At 73.3% G+C, this 20,596-nt stretch carries 20 protein-coding genes; 15 read left to right on the forward strand and 5 right to left on the reverse strand.

From position 1 onward, the window contains the following. The first annotated feature begins 108 nt into the window (after positions 1 to 108). The 8 genes from ACZCLJ_RS15975 (at position 109) to ACZCLJ_RS16010 (ending at position 5,771) form a co-directional block, all read left to right on the forward strand. Positions 109 to 1,128 carry a zinc-dependent alcohol dehydrogenase family protein gene (locus ACZCLJ_RS15975; protein ID WP_463104461.1) on the forward strand — a complete coding sequence of 340 codons (1,020 nt, stop codon included), beginning with the start codon at positions 109 to 111 and terminating at the stop codon, positions 1,126 to 1,128. A gap of 41 nt (positions 1,129 to 1,169) precedes the next feature. Next, complete coding sequence (locus ACZCLJ_RS15980; RefSeq protein WP_251149925.1) at positions 1,170 to 1,568, forward strand: (R)-mandelonitrile lyase; 399 nt, start codon at positions 1,170 to 1,172, stop codon at positions 1,566 to 1,568. Positions 1,569 to 1,710: 142 nt separating this feature from the next. After that, positions 1,711 to 2,658, forward strand: coding sequence for a choloylglycine hydrolase (bsh, locus tag ACZCLJ_RS15985; protein WP_463104462.1), 948 nt, complete (start codon positions 1,711 to 1,713; stop codon positions 2,656 to 2,658). 9 nt (positions 2,659 to 2,667) lie between these two features. Next, on the forward strand, positions 2,668 to 3,117 hold the full coding sequence (locus ACZCLJ_RS15990; RefSeq protein ID WP_463104463.1) for a hypothetical protein: 450 nt from the start codon (positions 2,668 to 2,670) through the stop codon (positions 3,115 to 3,117). 110 nt (positions 3,118 to 3,227) lie between these two features. Continuing rightward, positions 3,228 to 3,497, forward strand: coding sequence for a type II toxin-antitoxin system Phd/YefM family antitoxin (locus tag ACZCLJ_RS15995; protein ID WP_463104464.1), 270 nt, complete (start codon positions 3,228 to 3,230; stop codon positions 3,495 to 3,497). Further along, positions 3,487 to 3,936, forward strand: coding sequence for a PIN domain-containing protein (locus ACZCLJ_RS16000; RefSeq protein ID WP_463104465.1), 450 nt, complete (start codon positions 3,487 to 3,489; stop codon positions 3,934 to 3,936). The genes ACZCLJ_RS15995 and ACZCLJ_RS16000 overlap by 11 nt, the downstream gene beginning before the upstream one ends. Before the next feature lie 101 nt (positions 3,937 to 4,037). Continuing rightward, entirely contained in the window at positions 4,038 to 4,967 is a 930-nt protein-coding gene (locus ACZCLJ_RS16005) for a cold-shock protein (protein ID WP_463104466.1), read from the forward strand. An 84-nt stretch (positions 4,968 to 5,051) separates the two neighbouring features. Next, complete coding sequence (locus ACZCLJ_RS16010; RefSeq protein ID WP_463104467.1) at positions 5,052 to 5,771, forward strand: Type 1 glutamine amidotransferase-like domain-containing protein; 720 nt, start codon at positions 5,052 to 5,054, stop codon at positions 5,769 to 5,771. A gap of 23 nt (positions 5,772 to 5,794) precedes the next feature. On the opposite strand, the gene ACZCLJ_RS16015 is transcribed toward ACZCLJ_RS16010, so the two are convergent. After that, positions 5,795 to 6,025 carry a hypothetical protein gene (locus ACZCLJ_RS16015; protein ID WP_463104468.1) on the reverse strand — a complete coding sequence of 77 codons (231 nt, stop codon included), beginning with the start codon at positions 6,023 to 6,025 and terminating at the stop codon, positions 5,795 to 5,797. Between the two features lie 197 nt (positions 6,026 to 6,222). Here ACZCLJ_RS16015 and dnaK point away from each other — a divergent pair, with 197 nt between their 5' ends. The 5 genes from dnaK (at position 6,223) to ACZCLJ_RS16040 (ending at position 10,889) form a co-directional block, all read left to right on the forward strand. Continuing rightward, positions 6,223 to 8,106, forward strand: coding sequence for a molecular chaperone DnaK (gene dnaK / locus ACZCLJ_RS16020; protein WP_463104469.1), 1,884 nt, complete (start codon positions 6,223 to 6,225; stop codon positions 8,104 to 8,106). Beyond that, positions 8,103 to 8,786 (forward strand): nucleotide exchange factor GrpE, encoded by a 684-nt coding sequence (grpE, locus tag ACZCLJ_RS16025; RefSeq protein WP_251149932.1) that lies wholly within the window; start codon positions 8,103 to 8,105, stop codon positions 8,784 to 8,786. The genes dnaK and grpE overlap by 4 nt, the downstream gene beginning before the upstream one ends. 150 nt (positions 8,787 to 8,936) lie before the next feature. Beyond that, complete coding sequence (locus ACZCLJ_RS16030) at positions 8,937 to 9,935, forward strand: DnaJ C-terminal domain-containing protein (protein ID WP_463104470.1); 999 nt, start codon at positions 8,937 to 8,939, stop codon at positions 9,933 to 9,935. 5 nt (positions 9,936 to 9,940) lie between these two features. Beyond that, a complete protein-coding gene (locus ACZCLJ_RS16035; RefSeq protein ID WP_463104471.1) occupies positions 9,941 to 10,414 on the forward strand; it encodes a heat shock protein transcriptional repressor HspR in 474 nt (157 codons plus the stop codon). 166 nt (positions 10,415 to 10,580) lie between these two features. Continuing rightward, positions 10,581 to 10,889: a DUF1540 domain-containing protein gene (locus tag ACZCLJ_RS16040; RefSeq protein ID WP_251149935.1), complete on the forward strand. Its 309-nt coding sequence runs from the start codon at positions 10,581 to 10,583 to the stop codon at positions 10,887 to 10,889. Positions 10,890 to 11,013: 124 nt separating this feature from the next. On the opposite strand, the gene ACZCLJ_RS16045 is transcribed toward ACZCLJ_RS16040, so the two are convergent. Then, positions 11,014 to 11,811, reverse strand: a complete 798-nt coding sequence (locus tag ACZCLJ_RS16045) for a hypothetical protein (RefSeq protein WP_251149936.1) — start codon at positions 11,809 to 11,811, stop codon at positions 11,014 to 11,016. 204 nt (positions 11,812 to 12,015) lie between these two features. On the opposite strand from ACZCLJ_RS16045, the gene ACZCLJ_RS16050 reads away from it, so the two are divergent. After that, a complete protein-coding gene (locus tag ACZCLJ_RS16050; protein WP_463104472.1) occupies positions 12,016 to 17,277 on the forward strand; it encodes a sigma-70 family RNA polymerase sigma factor in 5,262 nt (1,753 codons plus the stop codon). Positions 17,278 to 17,340: 63 nt separating this feature from the next. Here ACZCLJ_RS16050 and ACZCLJ_RS16055 read toward each other — a convergent pair whose 3' ends face one another. From ACZCLJ_RS16055 to upp, 3 genes are all read right to left on the reverse strand, one after another. After that, positions 17,341 to 18,057, reverse strand: a complete 717-nt coding sequence (locus ACZCLJ_RS16055; RefSeq protein ID WP_463104473.1) for an NAD(P)-binding oxidoreductase — start codon at positions 18,055 to 18,057, stop codon at positions 17,341 to 17,343. A 135-nt stretch (positions 18,058 to 18,192) separates the two neighbouring features. Next, positions 18,193 to 18,879 (reverse strand): winged helix-turn-helix domain-containing protein, encoded by a 687-nt coding sequence (locus tag ACZCLJ_RS16060; protein WP_463104474.1) that lies wholly within the window; start codon positions 18,877 to 18,879, stop codon positions 18,193 to 18,195. A gap of 277 nt (positions 18,880 to 19,156) precedes the next feature. Next, positions 19,157 to 19,792 (reverse strand): uracil phosphoribosyltransferase, encoded by a 636-nt coding sequence (gene upp, locus ACZCLJ_RS16065; protein ID WP_251149940.1) that lies wholly within the window; start codon positions 19,790 to 19,792, stop codon positions 19,157 to 19,159. A 149-nt stretch (positions 19,793 to 19,941) separates the two neighbouring features. On the opposite strand from upp, the gene ACZCLJ_RS16070 reads away from it, so the two are divergent. Next, positions 19,942 to 20,493, forward strand: a complete 552-nt coding sequence (locus tag ACZCLJ_RS16070; protein ID WP_463104475.1) for a nucleoside deaminase — start codon at positions 19,942 to 19,944, stop codon at positions 20,491 to 20,493. Positions 20,494 to 20,596: the final 103 nt, after the last annotated feature.

The raw sequence follows: 20,596 nt of genomic DNA on the forward strand, positions 1-20,596 counted from the left end.
GAGTCCCTGGCGTGGGGTGCACCGCCGGTACACCCCACGCCAGGGACTCCCGGCCGTGCCCGGCGGCTGGTTCGCTGGCACGGTAGACCTCGAGAGAAAGGCACCACCATGCGTGCAGTCGTCATGTACGCCCCGGGCGACGTCCGGGTCGACGAGACCGAGCGGCCGACCGTCGTCGAGCCGACCGACGCGATCATCAGGGTCGCCGCGACGTGCATCTGCGGGTCCGACCTGTGGCCGTACCGCGGCGCGGACGACGTCGACCACCAGCCGATGGGCCACGAGTACGTCGGCGTGGTCGAGGAGATCGGCTCCGCCGTGCAGGAGGTGAAGGTCGGCGACTTCGTCGTCGGGACGTTCTTCTCCTCCGACAACACGTGCGAGATCTGCCGGGCCGGCTACCAGACCCACTGCGTGCACCGCGGCCCCGGGGCGGTCCCCGGCGCCCAGGCCGAGTACGCGCGGATCCCGCACGCGGACGGCACGCTCGTCGCCACGCCCGGCATGCCCGACGACGACCTGCTCCCCTCCCTGCTCGCCGCGTCCGACGTGCTCGGCACCGGGTGGTTCGCCGCCGTCGCGGCCGAGGCCGGTCCCGGCAAGACCGTCGCGGTCGTCGGTGACGGCGCGGTGGGTCTGCTCGGCGTCCTGGCCGCCAAGCAGCTCGGCGCCGAGCGGATCATCGCGATGTCCCGGCACGCCGACCGGCAGGCGCTCGCCCGGGAGTTCGGCGCCACCGACATCGTCACGGAGCGCGGCGACGCGGGCGTCGCGCGGGTCAAGGAGCTCACCGGAGGGCTCGGTGCGCACAGCACCATCGAGGCCGTCGGCACGCAGGAGTCGATGATGCAGGCCATCCGGTCCACCCGGGCCGGCGGGCATGTCGGCTACGTCGGCGTCTCCCACGACGTCTCGCTCCCCGGCCAGGAGCTGTTCTTCTCCGGCGTCCACCTGCACGGCGGTCCGGCGCCCGTGCGGCGCTTCCTGCCCGAGCTGATCCGGCTCATCTGGGACCGGACGATCGACCCGGGCAAGGTCTTCGACCTCACCCTGCCGCTCGAGCAGGCGGCAGAGGGCTACCGGGCCATGGACGAGCGCCGCGCCACGAAGGTGCTCCTGACCCTCTGACCGGCCCGTCGAAGCACACAGCGAGAGGAAGGACCACCACCATGAAGCTGACGAGGAGCGGCGGCACGACCGCCCCGGGACCCGACGACTGGTTCACCGGCACCGTCTACATCGACGGGATCCGCAATCCTGACGACCAGTCCTCCGTGGGCTGCGCCCACGTGCGGTTCGCCCCGGGGGCCCGCACGGCCTGGCACCGCCACCCTCTGGGGCAGACGCTGTACGTGACCGACGGTATCGGGTACGTCGCGACCCGCGGCGGCGAGGTCCAGGAGATCCGGCCGGGCGACGTCGTCTACGTCGAGCCCGGCGAGGAGCACTGGCACGGCGCGACGTCGGACCGGTTCATGGCCCACGTCGCGCTCCAGGAGGCCGACGACCAGGGACAGGTCGTCACGTGGCTCGAGCACGTGACCGACGAGGAGTACGGACGCGGCTGACCGGGCGAGCCGCTGGTGACCGCACGCCCGACCTGAGCCGGGTGACCGGGGCGTGCCGCGATCTCCAGATGCTCCGCTCCCCCCGCGGGAGCATCCTGGAGAAGGCGGTACGCCGACGTCCGCCACGGACAGGGGGCACCACATGTGCACGGGCATCAGGTTCTCGGACGGTCACGACAACCTCTATCTCGCACGGAACCTCGACTGGACGAGCGGTTACGGCCAGCAGGTGGTGGTCACGCCCACGGGGTACGCGCCCCGGTCGCCGTTCGGCGCGGTCCCCGGTATCCGCCACGCGACCATCGGCATGGGCATCGTGGAGGACGGCACACCGCTCTACTTCGACTGCGGCAACGACGCGGGGCTCGCCGTCGCCGGGCTCAACTTCCCCGGGTACGCGGACTACGCGCCGGGACCCGTCGAGGGCGCGACCAACGTCGCCGCGTTCGAGGTCCCGCTCTGGGTGTGCTCGCAGTTCGCGAGCGTCGACGAGGTGGAGGCGGCGCTCGCGGACGTGGTGATCGTGGACCGTCCGATCAACGACAGGTACCCCAGCTCGCTGCTCCACTGGATCGTGGGCGACGCGACGCGCTCGATCGTGGTGGAGCACACGAGCGACGGCATGCACGTCGTCGACGACGACGTCGACGTCCTGGCGAACCAGCCCGGGTTCGCCTGGCACCACGAGAACCTGCGCAACTACCTCAACACCTCGCCCGAGTTCCCCGAGGAGGTCGAGCTCGGCAGGGCACACCTCGCGCCGTTCGGTTCGGGATCGCACATGCGCGGGATCCCGGGCGACTACTACTCGCCGTCGAGGTTCGTCCGCGCGGCGTACGTCAACGACCACTACCCGACGAAGGCGAGCGAGGAGGAGAACGTCAGCCGCGCGTTCCACACGCTCCAGCAGGTCGCGATGGTCGACGGCTGCGCCGCGATGGGCTCGGGCGAGTTCGAGACCACCATCTACACGGGGCTCTTCTCGTCGAGGACGACGACGTACTACTGGAACACCTACGACGACCCGACGATCCGCAGCGTCGCGCTGGCGGACCGCTCGCCCGACGGGACGGAGCTCGTCGTCGCCTAGGGTGCGCGTATGAGCAACCTCAGCACGGTCGGCGACCGGGACTCGTGGCGCTGCTGGCTGTGCGACGAGCCGGTGGACCCTGACGCCTCGGTGAACTCCGACCTCGGGCCCAGCGTGGACCTCGGCGCCACGACGTCGAAGAAGGCGAAGAAGCCCGCGGCGGGCACCGAGCGGCTCGCGCACCGCGCCTGCAACACGCGCAAGGGAGCGGTCGCGCCGGTCGTGCCGTGGTCTCCCGACCTCTTCGTCGTCGACCCCGCGCCCATCGTGGCGACGGTGGAGCGCCTCGGTCGCAAGGGAGGGCGCGAGGTCGTGGCCCGCTGCCCGAGCCGCGCGGACGCCGACCAGGCCGCGGCCTGGCTCGTGGACCGGTTGTCACGCCTGGCCCCCGGCCTGGCCGTCACGACGCAGGTCGAGCCGGGCGGCGGGCAGTTCCTCCTGGTGCTGCGCGCCGCCTGAGGCACGGCGGGTGGTGCGGCACCGGGGGATCCCGCGCCGTGGAGGGCGCGGGTATGCGCTGCCGTGCTACTCGATGGCACGCCGTAGCACGTGCGCGCTAGGATCTTGCCATGTCGCTCCGGCCCGAGGTCAGCCAGCGAGACCTGCGCATGCGCTCGAAGGAGATCATGGACGCCGTCGAGCACGGTCAGGGCTTCACGGTGACCCGGGACGGCCGCGGGATCGGAGAGCTCGTCCCGCTCCGACGGAGCCGTCGGTTCGTCCCCCGGGCGGAGTTCGCGGCGCTCTCCCGCACGGCTCCGGCGATGGACCTCGACGCGTTCCGTGCCGACCAGGAGGCGCTGGCGGGGACGGACCTGGACGACCCGTATGCCCGCTGAGGTGCGGCGCGGGCTGCTCCATACGGACATCCTGGTCCTCCGGCGGTCCATCGACACGAGCGTTCTGCCCGAGGAGGTCGCGATCAGCGCTGTGACGCTCGCCGAGCTCGCGGCCGGGGTTCATCTGGTGGGCGGGGACGACACCGCCGCACGGGACGAGCGGGCGCGGCGCACCGACGTCCTGCAGCGGGCGGAGCACGAGTTCGACCCGATACCGTTCGACGCCGAGGCCGCCCGCGCCTTCGGCAGGATCTGCGCAGCCGTTCGCGGTGCGGGCAGGACACCGCAGCGCCGCGTGGCCGATCTGATGATCGCTGCCGTCGCGGCGGTCAACGATCTCCCGCTCTGCACGACGAACCCTGACGACTTCGCGGGCCTCGAGGGTCTGCTCGAGGTCGTCGAGGTCGCTCGTCCGGTCATCGGCGACCGGGAGAGCTGATCACCGCCGCGTCCGTCGACTCGCGACCAGCGACCCGTCTGCGGTTCTGGTCAGGGACACTGGGGTGACAGCAATCTTCGCCGAGACAAGGAGTTCACAAGGTGCCCCAGGGAACTGTCCGATGGTTCGACGCCGACCGAGGGTTCGGCTTCATCGACCTCGGGAACGAGGCCGAGGACCTGTTCGTGCACGCGTCCGAGATCGTCGGTGACGACGGCCCGAAGCTGCTGCGCGAGGGGCAGGTCGTCGAGTTCGAGGTGGGCGAGGGTGACCGCGGCCCGCAGGCGCGCCGCGTCCGTGTCACGGGCGACCGGGCCGCCGACGCGCCCGCGGGCGTGCTCGGCACCGTCACCTGGTACGAGCCGGCCAAGGGGTACGGCTTCGTCACGCCCGACGACGGTCGCGCCGAGGTCTTCGTGCACAGCTCGGCCATCGTCGGCGGCGGCGTGATCTCGGAAGGGCAGCGGGTCGCGTTCCTCGTCGTCGAGGGGGAGAAGGGGCCACAGGCGGATCACCTGCTGCCGCTGGCGGCGGAGGTCGCACGGCCGACGTCGGACGGCGCGGACGGCACGGTGTCCTGGTACGACGACACCAAGGGCTTCGGGTTCGTCCTTCCCGACGGGGGTGGCGACGACGTCTTCGTGCACGTCAGTGCGCTCGGCCCGGGGTTGACCGAGCTCGCCGAGGGTGCGCGCGTGACGTACGACGTCGTCGCCGGCGACAAGGGGCCGAACGCCCGCAACGTGCAGCTCGTGCGCGGCTCCGGAGGGGCGCGCGCCGCCACCGATCGCGGTCGGTCGAGCCGTCCCTCGGGATCCGGCGCGCCTGTGCGCGGAGGCGAGGGCACCGTCGCGCGATACGACGCAGACCGCGGCTTCGGCTTCATCACGCCCGACGCCGGGGGTGCGGACCTGTTCGTGCACGTGTCGGTCGTGCGGGGCGCCGAGGTCCTGGAGGAGGGCGACCGCGTCCGCTTCAAGATTCGTCAGAGCGACCGGGGGCCGCAGGCCGACGGCGTCGAGCGGGTGTGAGAGAGCAGGGGGCGTCGTGAGCGACGGGGACGAGCGGTCTCCGGCGAGCCGGCCCGCGGGCTCCCGGGCACAGGGCGGCTCGTCATGAAGCTGCTGCTCACCTCCGGCGGAGTCACGAACACGAGCATCCGCGACGCGCTGGTCGACCTGCTGGGCAAGCCGATCGAGGAGTCCAGCGCCCTGTTCGTCCCGACGGCGCAGTGGGGCCAGCCCGCGTGCACGCCCGCGTCGGTGTGGAGCTCGACCGCCGACCAGCGGCCGGACGGGCCGAGCCTCACCGGGCTGGGGTGGAGGTCGGTGGGCGTGCTCGAGCTCACCGCGCTGCCGAGCATCGCCGAGGACCGCTGGGTTCCGTGGGTCCGCGACGCGGACGTCCTGCTGGTCGACGGCGGCGAGGCGATCTACCTCGCGCACTGGATGCGGGAGTCCGGGCTGGCTGACCTGCTCCCGTCGCTGCGCAGCACCGTGTGGGTCGGGGTGAGCGCCGGCAGCATGGTGATGACGCCTCGTACCGGTCGCGAGTTCCTCGACTGGGACCCGGACGGCACGGACGAGGCGCTGGGTGTCGTCGACTTCTCGATCTTCCCGCACCTGGACTACCCGGGCTGGTCCGGCAATACCACCGACAGCGCGCGCCGATGGGGGACGGACATCCCCGGGCCGGCGTACGCGATCGACGACCAGACGGCGATCGCGGTGGTCGACGGCGTGGCCCGGGTCGTCTCCGAAGGGCACTGGGAGCTCCTCAACCCCCCAGTCGGCAGCGAGCCGCAGGCCGACCGTGCCGAGGAGGGGAGTCCGTAGGACGACTCCGAGCTACCGGCGCTTCACTCCTGCGGTCGCGGTGCGGGCGGCGCGGTCGGCTGGATGCCCGGGACGAGCCGGTCCATCATCTGCAGCAGAGCGGACGCCTGGTAGACCTCGGCGCGCCGGAACCGCCCGCCCGAGGGCTGCAGCACGCCGACGTCGACCAGGCCGTCGACGACGTTGCGCGCCGTCTGACTCTCGCCCGCACGGCTACCCCCTCCGGCCTCGATACACGGTGAAGGCTCGCTCATGAACCTTGACCGTGGCCGAGGAGCGGTGGGAATAGATCGCCCACCGAGCAGGGTTGAGCCAAACAGACTCAAGTTGGGGCCTCGAAACTTGCGCGAGCGGGGATCGGGTGCCTACCTTGAGTGAAGCAGACTCAACCCGGACCGCCCGGCGTGACGTAGCGCCGTCGGGCATCCACACCACCACGGAGGCAGCACACATGGCACGAGCAGTCGGGATCGACCTCGGAACCACCAACTCGGTCGTCGCCGTCCTGGAGGGCGGCGAGCCCACGGTCATCGCGAACGCCGAGGGTTCGCGCACCACGCCGTCGGTCGTCGCGTTCTCCAAGACCGGCGAGGTCCTCGTCGGCGAGGTCGCCAAGCGTCAGGCCGTCACGAACGTCGACCGCACCATCAGTTCGGTGAAGCGCCACATGGGCACCGACTGGGACGTCGAGATCGACGACAAGAAGTACACCGCGCAGGAGATCTCCGCGCGCATCCTCGGCAAGCTCAAGCGCGACGCCGAGGAGTACCTGGGCGAGCCCGTCACGGACGCGGTCGTCACGGTCCCCGCGTACTTCAACGACGCCGAGCGCCAGGCGACCAAGGACGCCGGCCAGATCGCGGGCCTCAACGTGACCCGCATCGTCAACGAGCCCACCGCGGCCGCGCTCGCGTACGGCCTGGAGAAGGGCAAGGAGGACGAGCTCATCCTCGTCTTCGACCTGGGCGGCGGTACGTTCGACGTCTCGCTCCTCGAGGTCGGCAAGGACGAGGACGACTTCTCCACGATCCAGGTCCGCGCGACGTCGGGCGACAACCGCCTCGGCGGCGACGACTGGGACCAGCGCATCGTCGAGCACCTCATCAAGCAGGTGAAGAACAGCTCGGGCGTCGACCTGTCCAAGGACAAGATCGCCCTGCAGCGCCTGCGCGAGGCCGCCGAGCAGGCGAAGAAGGAGCTCTCGTCCGCGACGAGCACCAACGTCTCGATGCAGTACCTCTCGATGAGCGAGAACGGCCCCATCCACCTGGACGAGAAGCTCACGCGTGCGCAGTTCCAGCAGATGACGCAGGACCTGCTCGACCGGACGAAGGCCCCGTTCCACAAGGTCATCTCCGACGCGGGCGTCTCGGTCTCCGACATCGACCACGTCGTGCTCGTGGGTGGCTCCACCCGCATGCCCGCCGTGACCGACGTCGTCAAGGAGCTCACGGGCGGCAAGGAGCCCAACAAGGGCGTCAACCCGGACGAGGTCGTGGCCGTCGGTGCCGCGCTGCAGGCCGGTGTCATCTCGGGCGACCGCAAGGACGTCCTGCTCATCGACGTGACCCCGCTGTCCCTCGGCATCGAGACCAAGGGCGGCGTGATGACCAAGCTCATCGAGCGCAACACGGCCATCCCGACGAAGCGCAGCGAGATCTTCTCGACGGCCGAGGACAACCAGCCGTCGGTGCTCATCCAGGTCTTCCAGGGCGAGCGCGAGTTCGCGCGCGACAACAAGCCGCTCGGCACGTTCGAGCTCACCGGCATCGCGCCGGCCCCGCGCGGCGTGCCGCAGATCGAGGTCACGTTCGACATCGACGCGAACGGCATCGTCCACGTCGGCGCCAAGGACCGCGGCACCGGCAAGGAGCAGAAGATGACGATCACGGGCGGCTCGGCGCTGCCCAAGGACGACATCGACCGCATGGTCAAGGAGGCCGAGGAGCACGCGGCCGAGGACAAGAAGCGTCGCGAGGAGGCGGAGACCCGCAACCAGGCCGAGGCGTTCGTGTACTCGACCGAGAAGCTCGTCTCCGAGAACAAGGAGAAGCTCCCGGCCGACGTCGTCACCGAGGTCGAGGCCGACATCGCGTCGGTGAAGTCCGCGCTCGAGGGCGAGGACGCCGCTGCGGTGAAGTCCGCGCACGAGAAGCTCGTCGCGTCCTCGCAGAAGATCGGCCAGGCGCTCTACGCGTCGGCCGAGCAGGAGCAGGCGGCCGGCAACCCCGGGGCGGCACAGGACGACGCGACCGCCGCGGCGGGCGCGGGCTCGGCGCCTGACGAGGACGTCGTCGACGCCGAGATCGTGGACGACGAGGACGACAAGAAGTGACGTCGGACGACGCACGGGGCCCCGAGGAGCAGGCCGGCGAGACCGGTCAGGGTCCCGAGGACAAGCCCTTCCAGTTCACCGACAAGCGCAAGGTCGACCCGGAGACCGCCCGGCCGCGCGAGAGCGCGGCCGGGGCCGGCCCGGCGGCCGGTCCCGCGTCCGACGCGTCGGCCGGTGCCGGCGACGAGACGGGGACCGACCCGCTCGAAGGGCTCGACTTCGAGCCCTCGGGCGAGGCCGAGGTCGACGCCGCCGTCCTGGCCGCGAAGGCCGAGGCGGCGCAGCACCTCGAGTCGCTCCAGCGCGAGCGCGCGAGCTTCACGAACTACCGCAACCGGGCGCTGCGCGACCAGGAGGCCGCGCGCGCCAAGGGCGTGGAGGACGTGCTGACCGCGCTCCTGCCCGTGCTCGACGACGTGGACCGCGCCCGCCAGCACGGCGAGCTCACGGGCCCGTTCGCCGCGATCGCGGACAAGCTCGACGCGAGCCTCGAGCGGTTCGGCGTCCAGCGCTACGGGACGGTCGGCGAGGAGTTCGACCCGACCGTCCACGAGGCGCTCATGCACCAGACCGAGCCCGGGGCCACGGCCACCACGGTCAACCTCGTGATCGAGCCGGGCTACCGCATCGGCGAGCGCGTCGTGCGTGCCGCACGCGTCTCCGTCGTCGGCCCGGAGTAGCACCACCCTCGTGCCCGACGGCGCGGCGCACCTTCCGCGCGAAGGTGCGCCCCGTCGTCGGGCACGGGACGATCACGACCGGAAGCACCCGCAGCACCGCACGAAGGACAGACCCACGAGCACACGAGACACGACCCGGAGGGAGGCGCCGTGACCGGCCAGGACTGGATGGAGAAGGACTTCTACGCCGTGCTCGGCGTCCCCAAGGACGCCGACGACGCCGCGCTCAAGAAGGCGTACCGCAAGCTCGCCCGCCAGTACCACCCCGACCAGAACCCGGGTGACGACGCGGCGGAGGCGAAGTTCAAGGAGATCGGCGAGGCCTACGCCGTCCTGTCCGACCCGAAGGAGCGCGAGCAGTACGACGCGATCCGGGCGATGGCGGGTGGCGGTGCCCGGTTCTCCGCGGGTCCGGGCGGCGCCGGCGGCGCCGGCTTCGAGGACGTGTTCGGCGGGATGTTCGGCGGCGCCCCGGGCGGAGGGCGCGTGCGCTACTCGACCGGTGGCCAGGGCGGCGCCGGGTTCGAGGACATCCTCGGGTCGATGTTCGGCGGTGGGGGCGGGGGCCAGCGGTTCGCAGGCCAGGGCTTCGGCGGGCCGCAGGCCGGGGCCGACGTCGCCGCCGCGACGACGCTGCCCTTCCGGCAGGCGGTCGAGGGCTCGACCGTCACGTTCACCGTCGACGGCCGCCAGGTGGCGACGCGCATCCCGCCCGGTGTGCGGGACGGACAGAAGATCCGCCTGCGCGGCAAGGGGCGCCCGGGCAGCGCCGGGGGACCGGCCGGTGACCTCGTCGTCACCGTGCGCGTCACGCCGCACCCCGTGTTCGCGCTCGACGGGACCAACCTGCGCGTGAGCGTCCCCGTGACGTTCGCGGAGGCCGCGCTCGGCGCGACGATCTCCGTGCCGACCCTCGACGGGTCCACGGTCAAGGTCAAGGTGCCGGCGGGCACGCCGTCGGGCCGGACCCTGCGCGTCAAGGGGCGCGGGGTGCAGACCGCCAAGGGCACGGGCGACCTGCTCGTGACGGTCCAGGTGGCCGTCCCGCAGAAGCTGTCGAAGGCTGCGCGCGAGGCCGTCGAGGCGTTCGCCGCGGAGACCGACGGGCACGACGTGCGCGCGGACCTCGCGCGCCAGGCGGCGGAGTGACGGGGATGGCGTCGCGCGAGGGGCAGGGCGTCCCCGAGGACGCGCCCGTCCTGGTCATCTCCCAGGCGGCGACGCTCGCGGGCATGCACCCGCAGACGCTGCGCCAGTACGACCGCCTCGGGCTCGTCGTGCCGCGCCGCGCCGCCGGGCGCGGACGCCGCTACTCGCTGCGCGACGTCGCGAAGCTGCGCGAGGTGCAGCGCCTCAGCCACGACGAGGGCATCAACCTCGCCGGGATCCAGCGGATCCTCGCCCTGGAGTCGCAGGTCGAGCGCCTCGAGCGCCGGCTCGAGGCGCTCTCGGCCCGCGTCGAGCCGGGCGGGCGGGTGTTCGCCGCGGCGGCGAGCGGCGACGTCGTCGTGGTGCCGCGCGGCCGCAGCGTGCGCCGTGGCGTCGACGACGCGCTGCGCGAGACGTTCGCCGAGCACGCCGAGGCGCGTGCGCTCGTCATCTGGCGTCCGGCGGGTCCTGCGGACTGAGCTCCGCCGCGCCCGGCCGCGACAATTTCGAAAGAATGACGTGCGCTAAAGAGCATTCTTCGAGGAATTGTTAGTGAGGCCTTGCTTGCTATACACCGGGGAATTCCGGGAATACCGTGGAGAACGGAAGCCCGGCCCCCCGGGTCCTCGGAGCGAGGAGACAACGATGAGCAGCCTCATGGAGATGCCCCAGGTCGTCGAGTGTTCCATCGACGGGTGCGGGTACAACCACGACCACGGGTGCCACGCTGGCGCCGTGACCATCGCCGGCCACGTCGGCGACGCGGAGTGCGCGACCTTCATCCCGCTCGGCACCAAGGGCGGGCTCGAGAAGGTCCTCGCCCACGTCGGCGCGTGCCAGCGGACCGAGTGCGTCCACAACGAGTCGCTCGAGTGCTCGGCCCCGTCGATCCGCGTCGGTGCGGGCCCGTCGAGCGAGATCAGCGCGGACTGCCTGACCTTCACCCCGCGCTGACGCGCGGGCCTCTTCGCCGGCGGTCGGGTCACCCACCGGACCGCAGTGACGCCCCACCCCCGGACGCCCCGGACCGAGCGCTCGCCCGCCCGGCCGGGGCGTCGTCGCGCCCGGCCGTCTCGCCTCAGCGTTGCAGCGTGTCGAGCAGCGCGACGGCGGCCGCGTGGGTCCCCGGCAGCGGCTCGGTCCACAGGCGCGGCGGGCGGCGCAGGATCGCGGAGACGCCGAGCGAGAGCCCGGTGCGCTCGATGCGACGGCGCAGCTCTGCCCGGACCGCCTCGCCGTCGACGAGGCGCTCACCGAGGACGACGAACAACCCGTTGCCGAGCGACGCCATGGGGTGCCCGTCCCCGAAGGTCTGCGTGAGCGCACGACCCATCGCCGCCGACCGGGCGAAGCGTTGCCACCCCGTCAGGTCGTCGACGGCCACGTCCACCACGAGCAGCCCGTGGGTGTCGCCGACGGGGACGCCCGAGCGTTGCGCCGCGCCGTACGTCTCCCGGAGCCGGTGCGTCAGGTACTGCGGCGTCGCGAGACCGGACTCCGGGTCGAGGACCTCCGGCGAGACCGGGGTCGCGGCGTAGCCCTCCGCCCACCCGACCGCGACGGCGCGCAGGAGCTCGAGGTCGGGCTCGCGGTCGTGCGAGCGGTACAGGCACGCCACGTCGTCGATCGCCTCGCCGATGCCGACGCCGGCCTCGCCGCGGGCCTGCCCCAGCCGCTCCGCGGCCGGGGAGACGTCGTTCCGCTCGACCACGGCCTCGGTCAGCGCGTCGACGGCGGGGTGGTACCAGTCGCCGGGGCGCAGCCAGACGGTCTCGACGCTCCTCTCGCGCCAGGCCTCGCGCAACAGCTCCGGGGCAGGCGCGGCGTACCCCTGGATGTGTTCCATGTACATGAGACGCTCGGGAGGCTCCCTCATGACGCGGTTTCGACGAGAATCTTCGGTGAGGTGCTGCAGCGGGTGAAACAGACTCCGGGTAGCGGGTAAAGACGGGACGAAGCGGGACGGTTCACCCCCCTGCGGGGTGGATCTGCTGGACCCCCTCCCTGGAACCTGGACAGGCGTCTACCATGAGCACCGTCGTACGTCTTGCTGCAGCAGGACGAAGTCCAGGGCGGTGGCATGACTGAGGCGCGAACACAGGTGTGGGGCGAGGCGTTGAGCGACGCCGAGCTCATCACCGCCGTGCGCGGTGGCGACCCGAGCGCCTACGGTGCCCTGTACGAGAGGCACGCGGCCGCGGCGCACTCCGTGGCACGGCAGTACGTCCGCTCGACGGTCGACGCCGACGACGTCGTCTCCGACGCGTTCGCCCGCACGCTCTCGGTCCTGCAGAACGGTGGCGGACCGGACGTCACGTTCCGCGCCTACCTCTTCACCGTCGTCCGCCGGCTGTCCTACGACCTCGTCAACGGTGCCCGGCGCACCCAGCCCACGGACGACGAGCGGACCTTCGAGTCCGCGTTCGGGCCGATGGCCTCGACGGAGGACCCCACGCTCGAGGGCTTCGAGCGATCGATCGTCGCGAAGGCCTATGCCGAGCTCCCCGAGCGGTGGCGCGCCGTCCTCTGGTACACGGAGGTCGAGAACCTCCCGCCCGCAGAGATCGCACCGATCCTCGGGCTCACCGCGAACGGTGTCTCCGCCCTGTCCTACCGGGCGCGCGAGGGCTTGCGCCAGGCCTACCTCCAGCAGCACCTGACGTCCGTGCCCGCCGAGGAGTGCCAGGGCGTCAACCCCCTGCTGGGCTCCTACGTGCGCGGCGGGCTCGCGAAGCGCGAGACGGCGCGCGTCGAGAGCCACCTCGACGGCTGCGGCGAGTGCCGCGGGCTCGTGCTCGAGCTCGGCGACGTCTCGCACGGCATGCGGGCGGTCATCGCGCCCCTGGTCCTCGGGATCGGCGCGCTGGGACTCGTCGGGACGGCGCTGCCGGTGTCCGGCGGGGCCGCGGTGGCTGGCGGTGCGGCCGCGGCCCTCGCCGGCGCCGGGGCGGGTCAGGGCGCCTCCGGCGGCGCGGCCGGTTCCGGAGGCACGGCGTCCGGCGGGACCGCGGGTTCCGGTGGTGCAGCGGGAACCGGTGGTGCAGCGGGAACCGGTGGAGCCGCGACCGGCGGCGCCGGCGCGGTCGGCGGTGGCGGGGCGGCCGCTGGTACCGGGGCCGCGGGGAGCGTCGTGGTGGGCGGTGGCGCAGCCGGCACCGGGGTCGCTGCGGCGGGTGCGTCGGCAGCGGGAGCCACCGTGGCGGCCGGCGGCGCGGGCGCAGCCGCAGCAGCCGGCGGCCTCGCCGCGCTGGTCGCGTCCGCACCCCTCGCGGCCGCGGCCGTCGGCGTCGGAGTCCTCGCCGTGGCGGGGCTCGGTGTCGCGGGTGCGCTGGGCGTCTTCACGCCCGACGACACCCCGACCCCCGAGCCCACGGCCGCGACGAGCCCGTCGCCCAGCGCCTCGCCGGAGCCCTCCGGCTCCGCGACGACCGAACCGTCCACGGCACCCACGGACCCGTCGATGGACCCCACGTCGCCGACGAACATCCCCGCCACGGACCCGACGACCCCGGAGGCGCAGCCGGGCGAGGACGCCGCACCGGTCACCGACGTCCCGGCTGCGTCGCCGGTCGACCCGGGCACGACCCCGGTCGAGCCTGCTCCGTCGCCCGTCGTGCCCGCGCCGGCCCCGGTGGATCCCACGCCGGCCCCCACCGATCCGCCGCCCCCTCCGCCCGCGCCGCCCGCGCTCGAGCTCTCGCTCGGGACGGTCACGCTCGCCGCGCGCCAGCCCGCCGACCTCACGGTCATCGCGTCCAACACCGGCGGCCGGGACGCGGAGGAGGTGCTCGTCGAGCTGACCCTGCCGGACGGGGTCGCGACGGGCAGCTCGTCGCTCGTCACGGGCGGCGCGTCCGTGGCGCCCGCGATCCGGGCCGCGGCGCTGCCGTGCGGGAGCGCGGCGCCCCAGGCGGACGGGACGAGCCTGGTGACCTGCTCCGTCGGCGTGCTGTCGCCCGGTGCGAGCCAGGAGCTCGTGGTCCAGGTGACGGCGCAGTCCGGTGGCGAGTACTTCTTCCACGGTGTCGCACGGGCGAAGGGCGTGGAGCCCGTCCGCAAGGCGTTCAAGCCGACGTCCGTCGGCTACTACGGCGCCGAGGTGCGGGTCGCCGCCTTGTACACCGAGGGCCGTGCGTTCGCGCTGACGAACCCCGGGACCGTGGACATGGCGCTCGAGGTGCGCAACGCGGGCGACAAGGTCGCGCGCCAGCCCTCGGTCGAGTTCGCGCTCCCGGACGGTGTCGTCCTCGTGACCGAGGACGACGGCGCGCAGCGTGCCGACGGGTGGACGTGCCGAGCCGACGACCGCTCGGTGGTCTCGTGCTCCACCGAGGCCGAGCTGGCGCCCAAGCAGCGGACGAGCTTCGCCGTCGACCTGCTCGCGGACGCCGCGGACGTCGACGGTGCGCGGCACACGGTGACGGTCAGCGGCGACGCGGCGGAGGCGCACGACGGCGCGACGACCGTCGTGCTGGACGTCGCCGAGGCCTGGGCCGGCGCCGAGGACGGGCTGACCGACCCGGTCGTGCCCCGGTGCGGCGTGCCGGAGGACCGGGAGCGCGCGTCGATCCACGCCGAGTACACCAACACGACGGCCTACGACGACCTCACGGTCACCGCCGAGGCGGCGGGGTCGGGCGCGTCGTCGGTCCTGGCACGTGGTGAGACCGGCGAGCTGCGCGTGGACGACGGCGTGCGGTTCCCCGCCGGGTCCGCCGCCCTGGTGCTCTCGACGACGATCGCGGACGAGACGTTCGAGCACCGTCTCGACGCCGGGTCCTTCGCCGCGCTGGACTGCTGGGACCCGACGTGGCTCACCGCAGCGGACGTCGGCGTCACGGCGGAGAACGTGGACGGCACCGTCCGGTACACGGCCGACGTCGTCAACGACACCGACGTGGCGATGGACGTGCGCCTGCTCGCCCCGACGGGCGGCACGTGGGACGACGTCGCGGACTCGGACGCCGCCAAGCTCTCTGCCGAGGGCGGCGCCGGCGCCATGGTCCTGGAGACCGGCCTGCGCGAGACCCCGCGGGGGAACGCGGTTCTGCGCCAGTACCGCTTCCACACGGATGCCGACGGCGACTCGAAGGGGTACCAGAGCCTTCTGCCGATCCTCCTCGACGAGCAGCGGATCGCGCCGGCCGTCGCCGAGCCGACCGTCGGGCAGTGCGTGTTCGACCCGGCGACGGACACGTCGTCGGCGCCCGTCGCGCTGCGCTACGACAACTCCGCGTCGACGCTGCCCGTTGTGTTCTCGGTCGACGGGCACGCCGGCGTCGCGCGGACCGTCCCTGCGGGGACCTCTCTCGACGTCGACCTGCCGCGCGCCGGTGCGGCCCCGGTCTCGTACACGGTGCGGACCGACGGTGCGCGGTCCGTCGCCCGTGGAGTCCCGGCCGTGGACTGCTTCGTGTGGTCGGTCGGAGGTTCGGCGGCGTCGCGGTGGTCGGCGGAGACCGGTTCAGTGGTCGTCGACGGCACGTTCCGCAACGGGCACGCGGTGGCGCCGCTGAGCGTCGTGATGGACGCGGGAGAGCTGGGCACCACGGAGGCCGTGGAGGTCGCGCCGGGTGCGGAGGTGTCGTTCTCGGTCGACACGGGTTCGCGGGACGTCGCGGCCGGTGAGGTGACGTTCCGGGTGGCGCGGCTCGACGGGTCCGAGACGTCCCGCGAGGTGTCGGCGGCGTTCGCGGCGGTGCGGTACGCGCCGTCGGCGGCGGCCGCGCCGGGCGTGGGCGAGTGCGTGTTCGACCCGGCGACGGACTCGTCGTCCGCGCCGGTGTCGCTGCGGTTCGACAACTCGGCGTCCACGGTGCCGGCGGTGTTCTCGGTCGAGGGTCGCGACGACGTCACGGTCTCCGTGCGGGGTGGTGCGGTGCGCGACGTCCAGGTGCCGGGCGGTGTCGGCAGCGACGCGACGACCCTCGTGGTGCTCGCCGACGGCGCGCCGCTCGCGACGCACGACGTCGCCGGCGTCGACTGCTTCGCCTGGTCCGTCGACGGCGCGGTGTCGTCCGGCTGGGTCGTCGACGCCGGGACCGGGTCGGCCGTGCTCACGGGCACCTTCCGCAACGACCACCGGGCGGCGACCCTGCGGGTCGTCCTGGACGCGGGCGCACTGGGCAGCACCGAGCCCGTCGAGGTCGCGCCCGGCACGACCGCGACCCTCACGATCGGGACGCGCCTGCGCGACCTGCCCGCCGGGTCGGCGACGTTCCGCGCGGAGCGGACGGACGCGACCGGAGGGACGCACGACCTCACCAGGTCCTACGACGCGTTCACGTACGTGCCGAGCTGGGCGACGACGGCGACCGTCGAGACCCGGTGGCAGGACGGATCGGTCAAGATCGTCGGCACGCTGACGAACGACTCGCCCGAGACGATCGACGGGCGCATGCTCGGCGGCTCGTTCGGAGACTCGGCGCCCGTGCAGAAGATCGCGCCCGGGCAGAGCGCCACGTTCACGATCGACACGAAGTCGCTCGACGTGAAGCCCGGCGCGGTGTCGTTCCGCCAGTACCGCTGGGTGCAGGGCAAGGGCTTCCAGGACACGGGCCTCACGGCGCGGTACGGCCGCGCGGCGTACGAGCCGGACTGGTCCGCGACGGCGACCGTGAACGCCCGGTGCACGGGTGACACCGTCTGGCTCACGGCGAGCCTGCACAACGACTCCGCGGAGACCGTGCGCGTCGTCGCCACGACGCCGTGGGGCACGCACGACCTCGGGGACGTCGCACCCGGCCAGGCGGCGAGCGCGGACGTCGACTCGGGCGCGCTGTCCGTCAAGCCCGGCAAGGTGACCTTCGACCTCTCCCGCACCCACCTCGGCAGCACGTTCACGCAGGCGCTCACGGTGCACGTCGACGCCGTCGACTGCGCCGTCGTGGAGCCGACCGTGGAGCTGGTCCTCGGTGACGCGTACTACGACGAGAGCCGCGGGCACTCCTACCGTGCGGTGTCGGCACTGCTCGACAACTCGGGCTCGAACGTGCCGGTGACCTTCCGGGTCACGGGCCAGGGCAAGGGGTCCTGGGACCTCGCGGCGCGCGAGGTCCGCACCGTGGAGCTCGGCGAGGCGCCGTGGTCCGGTGCGTCGTACGTCGTCCACACGGACGCCGGGACGCAGAAGCTGACCGTCGACCCGTTCAGCGTGGCACCGCAGTGCGCCACCGAGTGGCAGCGTGACGTGTGGTACCCCCACTCGGCCACGGTGTCCTACGGGGGACTCACCTACGAGGCACGCAACGGCAGCATCGGCATCAGGCCCGACCGGGACCTGCTCCGCCTGTTCTGGGAGCGCGGGACGCCCTGCGGCGAGAGCGGGCACGGCAAGGGCTGACCCACCGTCGAGCGGTGGCCGGGCGATCCGGCGACCGTGACGGGAGGACCGGTCCAGGAGGCGTCACGCAAGAACGCCTGCGAGGGCCTCCTCGACCGGGCGGTCGCCTCCCACCAGGTCGATCACCAGGCCTGCGGTGCGCGGCTCGTGGAGCACCTCCGCGATGACGAGCGCGACGTCGTCACGCGTGACCTCCTCGCGACCGGCACCCGCCTTGCGCCGCTTGCCTCGTGGGCGGCCCCCGTCGTCCTCGACCGGCGCGAGCGCGACGAGCCCCACGCCGGGCTCGTCGGTGAGGCGACCCGGTCGCACGACGGTCCACCGCAGGCCGTCGCGCGCGCGGAGGTCGTCCTCCGCGGCGGCCTTGGCCCGGAGGTAGGCCCAGAAGGTGTCGTCGACCCCGTCGGGGCGCTCGTCCGCCCGCGCAGCCTCCGTGCCGCGCGACGAGACCAGGACGTAGCGCTCGACCCCTGCGCGCTCGGCGGCGTCGGCGAGGAGAGCGGCCCCGGCGCGGTCGACGGTGTCCTTGCGCTCGGCGCCGCTCCCGGGCCCCGCGCCGGCGGCGAACACGACGGCGTCCGCGCCCTCCAGCTCGAACGAGACGGCGACGGCGTCGTCCTCCTCGAGGTCGACGAGAGCCACGTGCGCGCCGATCTCCGTGAGGTCCGTGATCTGCGAGGCGGAGCGGACGAACGCGACCACGTCGTCGCCGCGCTCCACCAAGGTCCGGGCCAGGCGACGGCCGACCTGGCCGTGACCTCCCGCGATGACTGTGCGCATGGGCCGAACGTATCGCCGCTGGGGCGCGTGTGCGCGTCGGCAGGATCTCGTGACGCGCGGGGCGGGAGAGCGCTGCCGGGCCTGCGGGAGCTCACGTACCCCCACGTCGTCCCGCGGCCCGGCAGCTCGGGGTCCTCAGGCGGCGTCCCCCGCGCTGCCGAGGACGACGGGGGTCTGCGGGTCGAACCGGTAGCCCAGGCCGCGCACGGTCGTGATGACGTGCTCCAGGCCGAGCTTCTCCCGCAGACGACGGACGTGGACGTCGATGGTGCGGCTGCCCGCCGCGACGGCGTGGTCGCCCCACACGGTGTCGAGCAGCTCCGCGCGCGTGACGACGCGGTGGGACGAGCGCGCGAGGTAGGAGAGCAGCTCGAGCTCGCGGTGCGTGAGGCGTGTGCGTCGTCCCTCGACGGTCACCGACCGGTCCACGGGGTCGATGACCACGCGCGGCACGGGCGACAGGGTCGCGAGCCGCTCGCGGAACGCCGCGATGTCCTGGACCGGCGAGCGCTGCCCGGCGTCGAGGGCGCGGCTGGGCTCGGCGAGGGCGAGGGCGGTGTACGTCTCGGCGCTGGGCAGCCAGTCGCGGGCGAGCTCCCCGAGGGCCTCCGCGAGCTCGACGAGCTCGGCGGCCGGCGTCTCGCCCGGTGCGGCGTCGACGCCGACGTACAGCACGAAGCCGGGGTTGCGACGGGGAGGGGTCGGGCTGACGACCCCGGGCTGTGCTGCCGGTGCCGTGCGGGGCGGGGCGCCGTGGGGCGTCGGGACGGCGGCCGCGCGAGGGTGGCGGTGCGTGGGGCGGGGTGCGGTGAGCGTGGTCATGGTGGCTCCGGGTGCGTCGGGCCGACGGCGGCACCGGGGATCCGGCGGGTCGGCGGGTCAGGGTCTGAACGAGACGGGAAGGTGCGTTCAGGCCTGACAACAGACGCACATGACCGCGCCCGGGAGCACGCCGGACGGCGTGCTGGCGGGACGGGTCGAGGTGCTCACGAAATGCAGCATGGCAGGGCGCGGGCAGCACCGCCAAGAGCAAGCGTGGAAAGTCTCACGATGCGGGACGAGATCGTCTCGCCGTGCGGGCCCGGCGGGGTCGGAGGGGTCAGACGACGCCGTACAGGCGGTCGCCCGCGTCCCCGAGGCCGGGCACGATGTACGCCTTGTCGTTGAGGCGCTCGTCGACGGAGGCCACGACCACGTGCACGTCCACGCGGTCGCCGACGGCGGCCTGCAGCACCTGGAGGCCCTCGGGAGCGGCGAGCAGGCACACGGCCGTGACGTCACGCGCCCCGCGCGCGAAGACGTAGTCGATCGCGGCGACGAGGGTGCCGCCCGTCGCGAGCATCGGGTCGAGCAGGAACACCTGACGACCCGTGAGGTCCTCGGGCAGGCGGTTCGCGTACGTGACCGCCTCGAGGGTCTGCTCGTCGCGCTGCATGCCGAGGAAGCCGACCTCAGCGGTCGGCAGGAGCCGCGTCATGCCCTCCAGCATCCCGAGCCCCGCGCGCAGGATCGGGACGACGAGCGGACGCGGCTCCGCGAGCCGCACGCCCACGGTCGTCGTGACCGGCGTCTCGATCTCGTGCGGCTCGACCCGCACCTCGCGCGTCGCCTCGTACGCGAGGAGCGTGACGAGCTCGTCGACGAGGAGCCGGAACGTCGGCGACGCCGTGTCCTTGTTCCGCAGGACGGTGAGCTTGTGGGCCACCAGAGGGTGGTCGGCGACGTGCAGGCGCATGGCCTCCACGGTACTGGACTGCCGGCGCGGGTCGTCAGCGTCACGTCGGTCTAGCCTGGTGGACGGCTGACACGTCCGGGACGGCTCCGGTCTGCCAGCTCCCCTGCCGCTCCCTGGGGCGGCGTTCCGCCGACAGCTCCGGAGGTCCCGTGCCCGACGACGACCCCCACCTCGGCGACGCGTCCCGCCCTGGCCTCGCCCTCCCGTGGTCCGAGGGGTCGTTCCCGCCGGCCACCCTCTCCGCCCGCCGCCAGGTGTGGGACGCGCTCATGGGGCTCGCGCTGCACGAGGCGACCCACGCCCTCGCGAGCGACGACGTGCCCGTGGGGGCGCTCGTCGTCGGGCCGGACGGGCGCCTGCTGGGAGCGGGCCGCAACCGCCGCGAGGAGACCGGCGACCCGACGGCGCACGCCGAGGTCCTCGCGCTGCGGCAGGCCGCCGCGACGCTCGGGACGTGGCGGCTCGAGGGGTGCACGCTCGTCGTGACGCTCGAGCCGTGCGTCATGTGCGCCGGGGCGCTCGTCCTGGCGCGGGTCGGGCGGCTCGTGCTCGGCGCGTGGGACCCGAAGGCCGGCGCGACGGGCTCGGTGTGGGACCTCGTGCGCGACCAGTCCGCCAACCACGAGGTCGAGGTCGTGCCGGGCGTGCGGGCGGACGAGTGCGGACAGCTCCTGCGGGACTTCTTCGGCACGCAGCGCTGAGCGCGGGTCTCCCGTGGTTCGGGGTGTGCCCGGGAGGGACGACGGCGCCGGGTCTACCATCCGCGGGCCTCGTCCCTCGGCCCGCTCCCGCGAGACCCGCCAC

It is taken from the genome of Cellulosimicrobium sp. So1_17 (assembly GCF_055181235.1).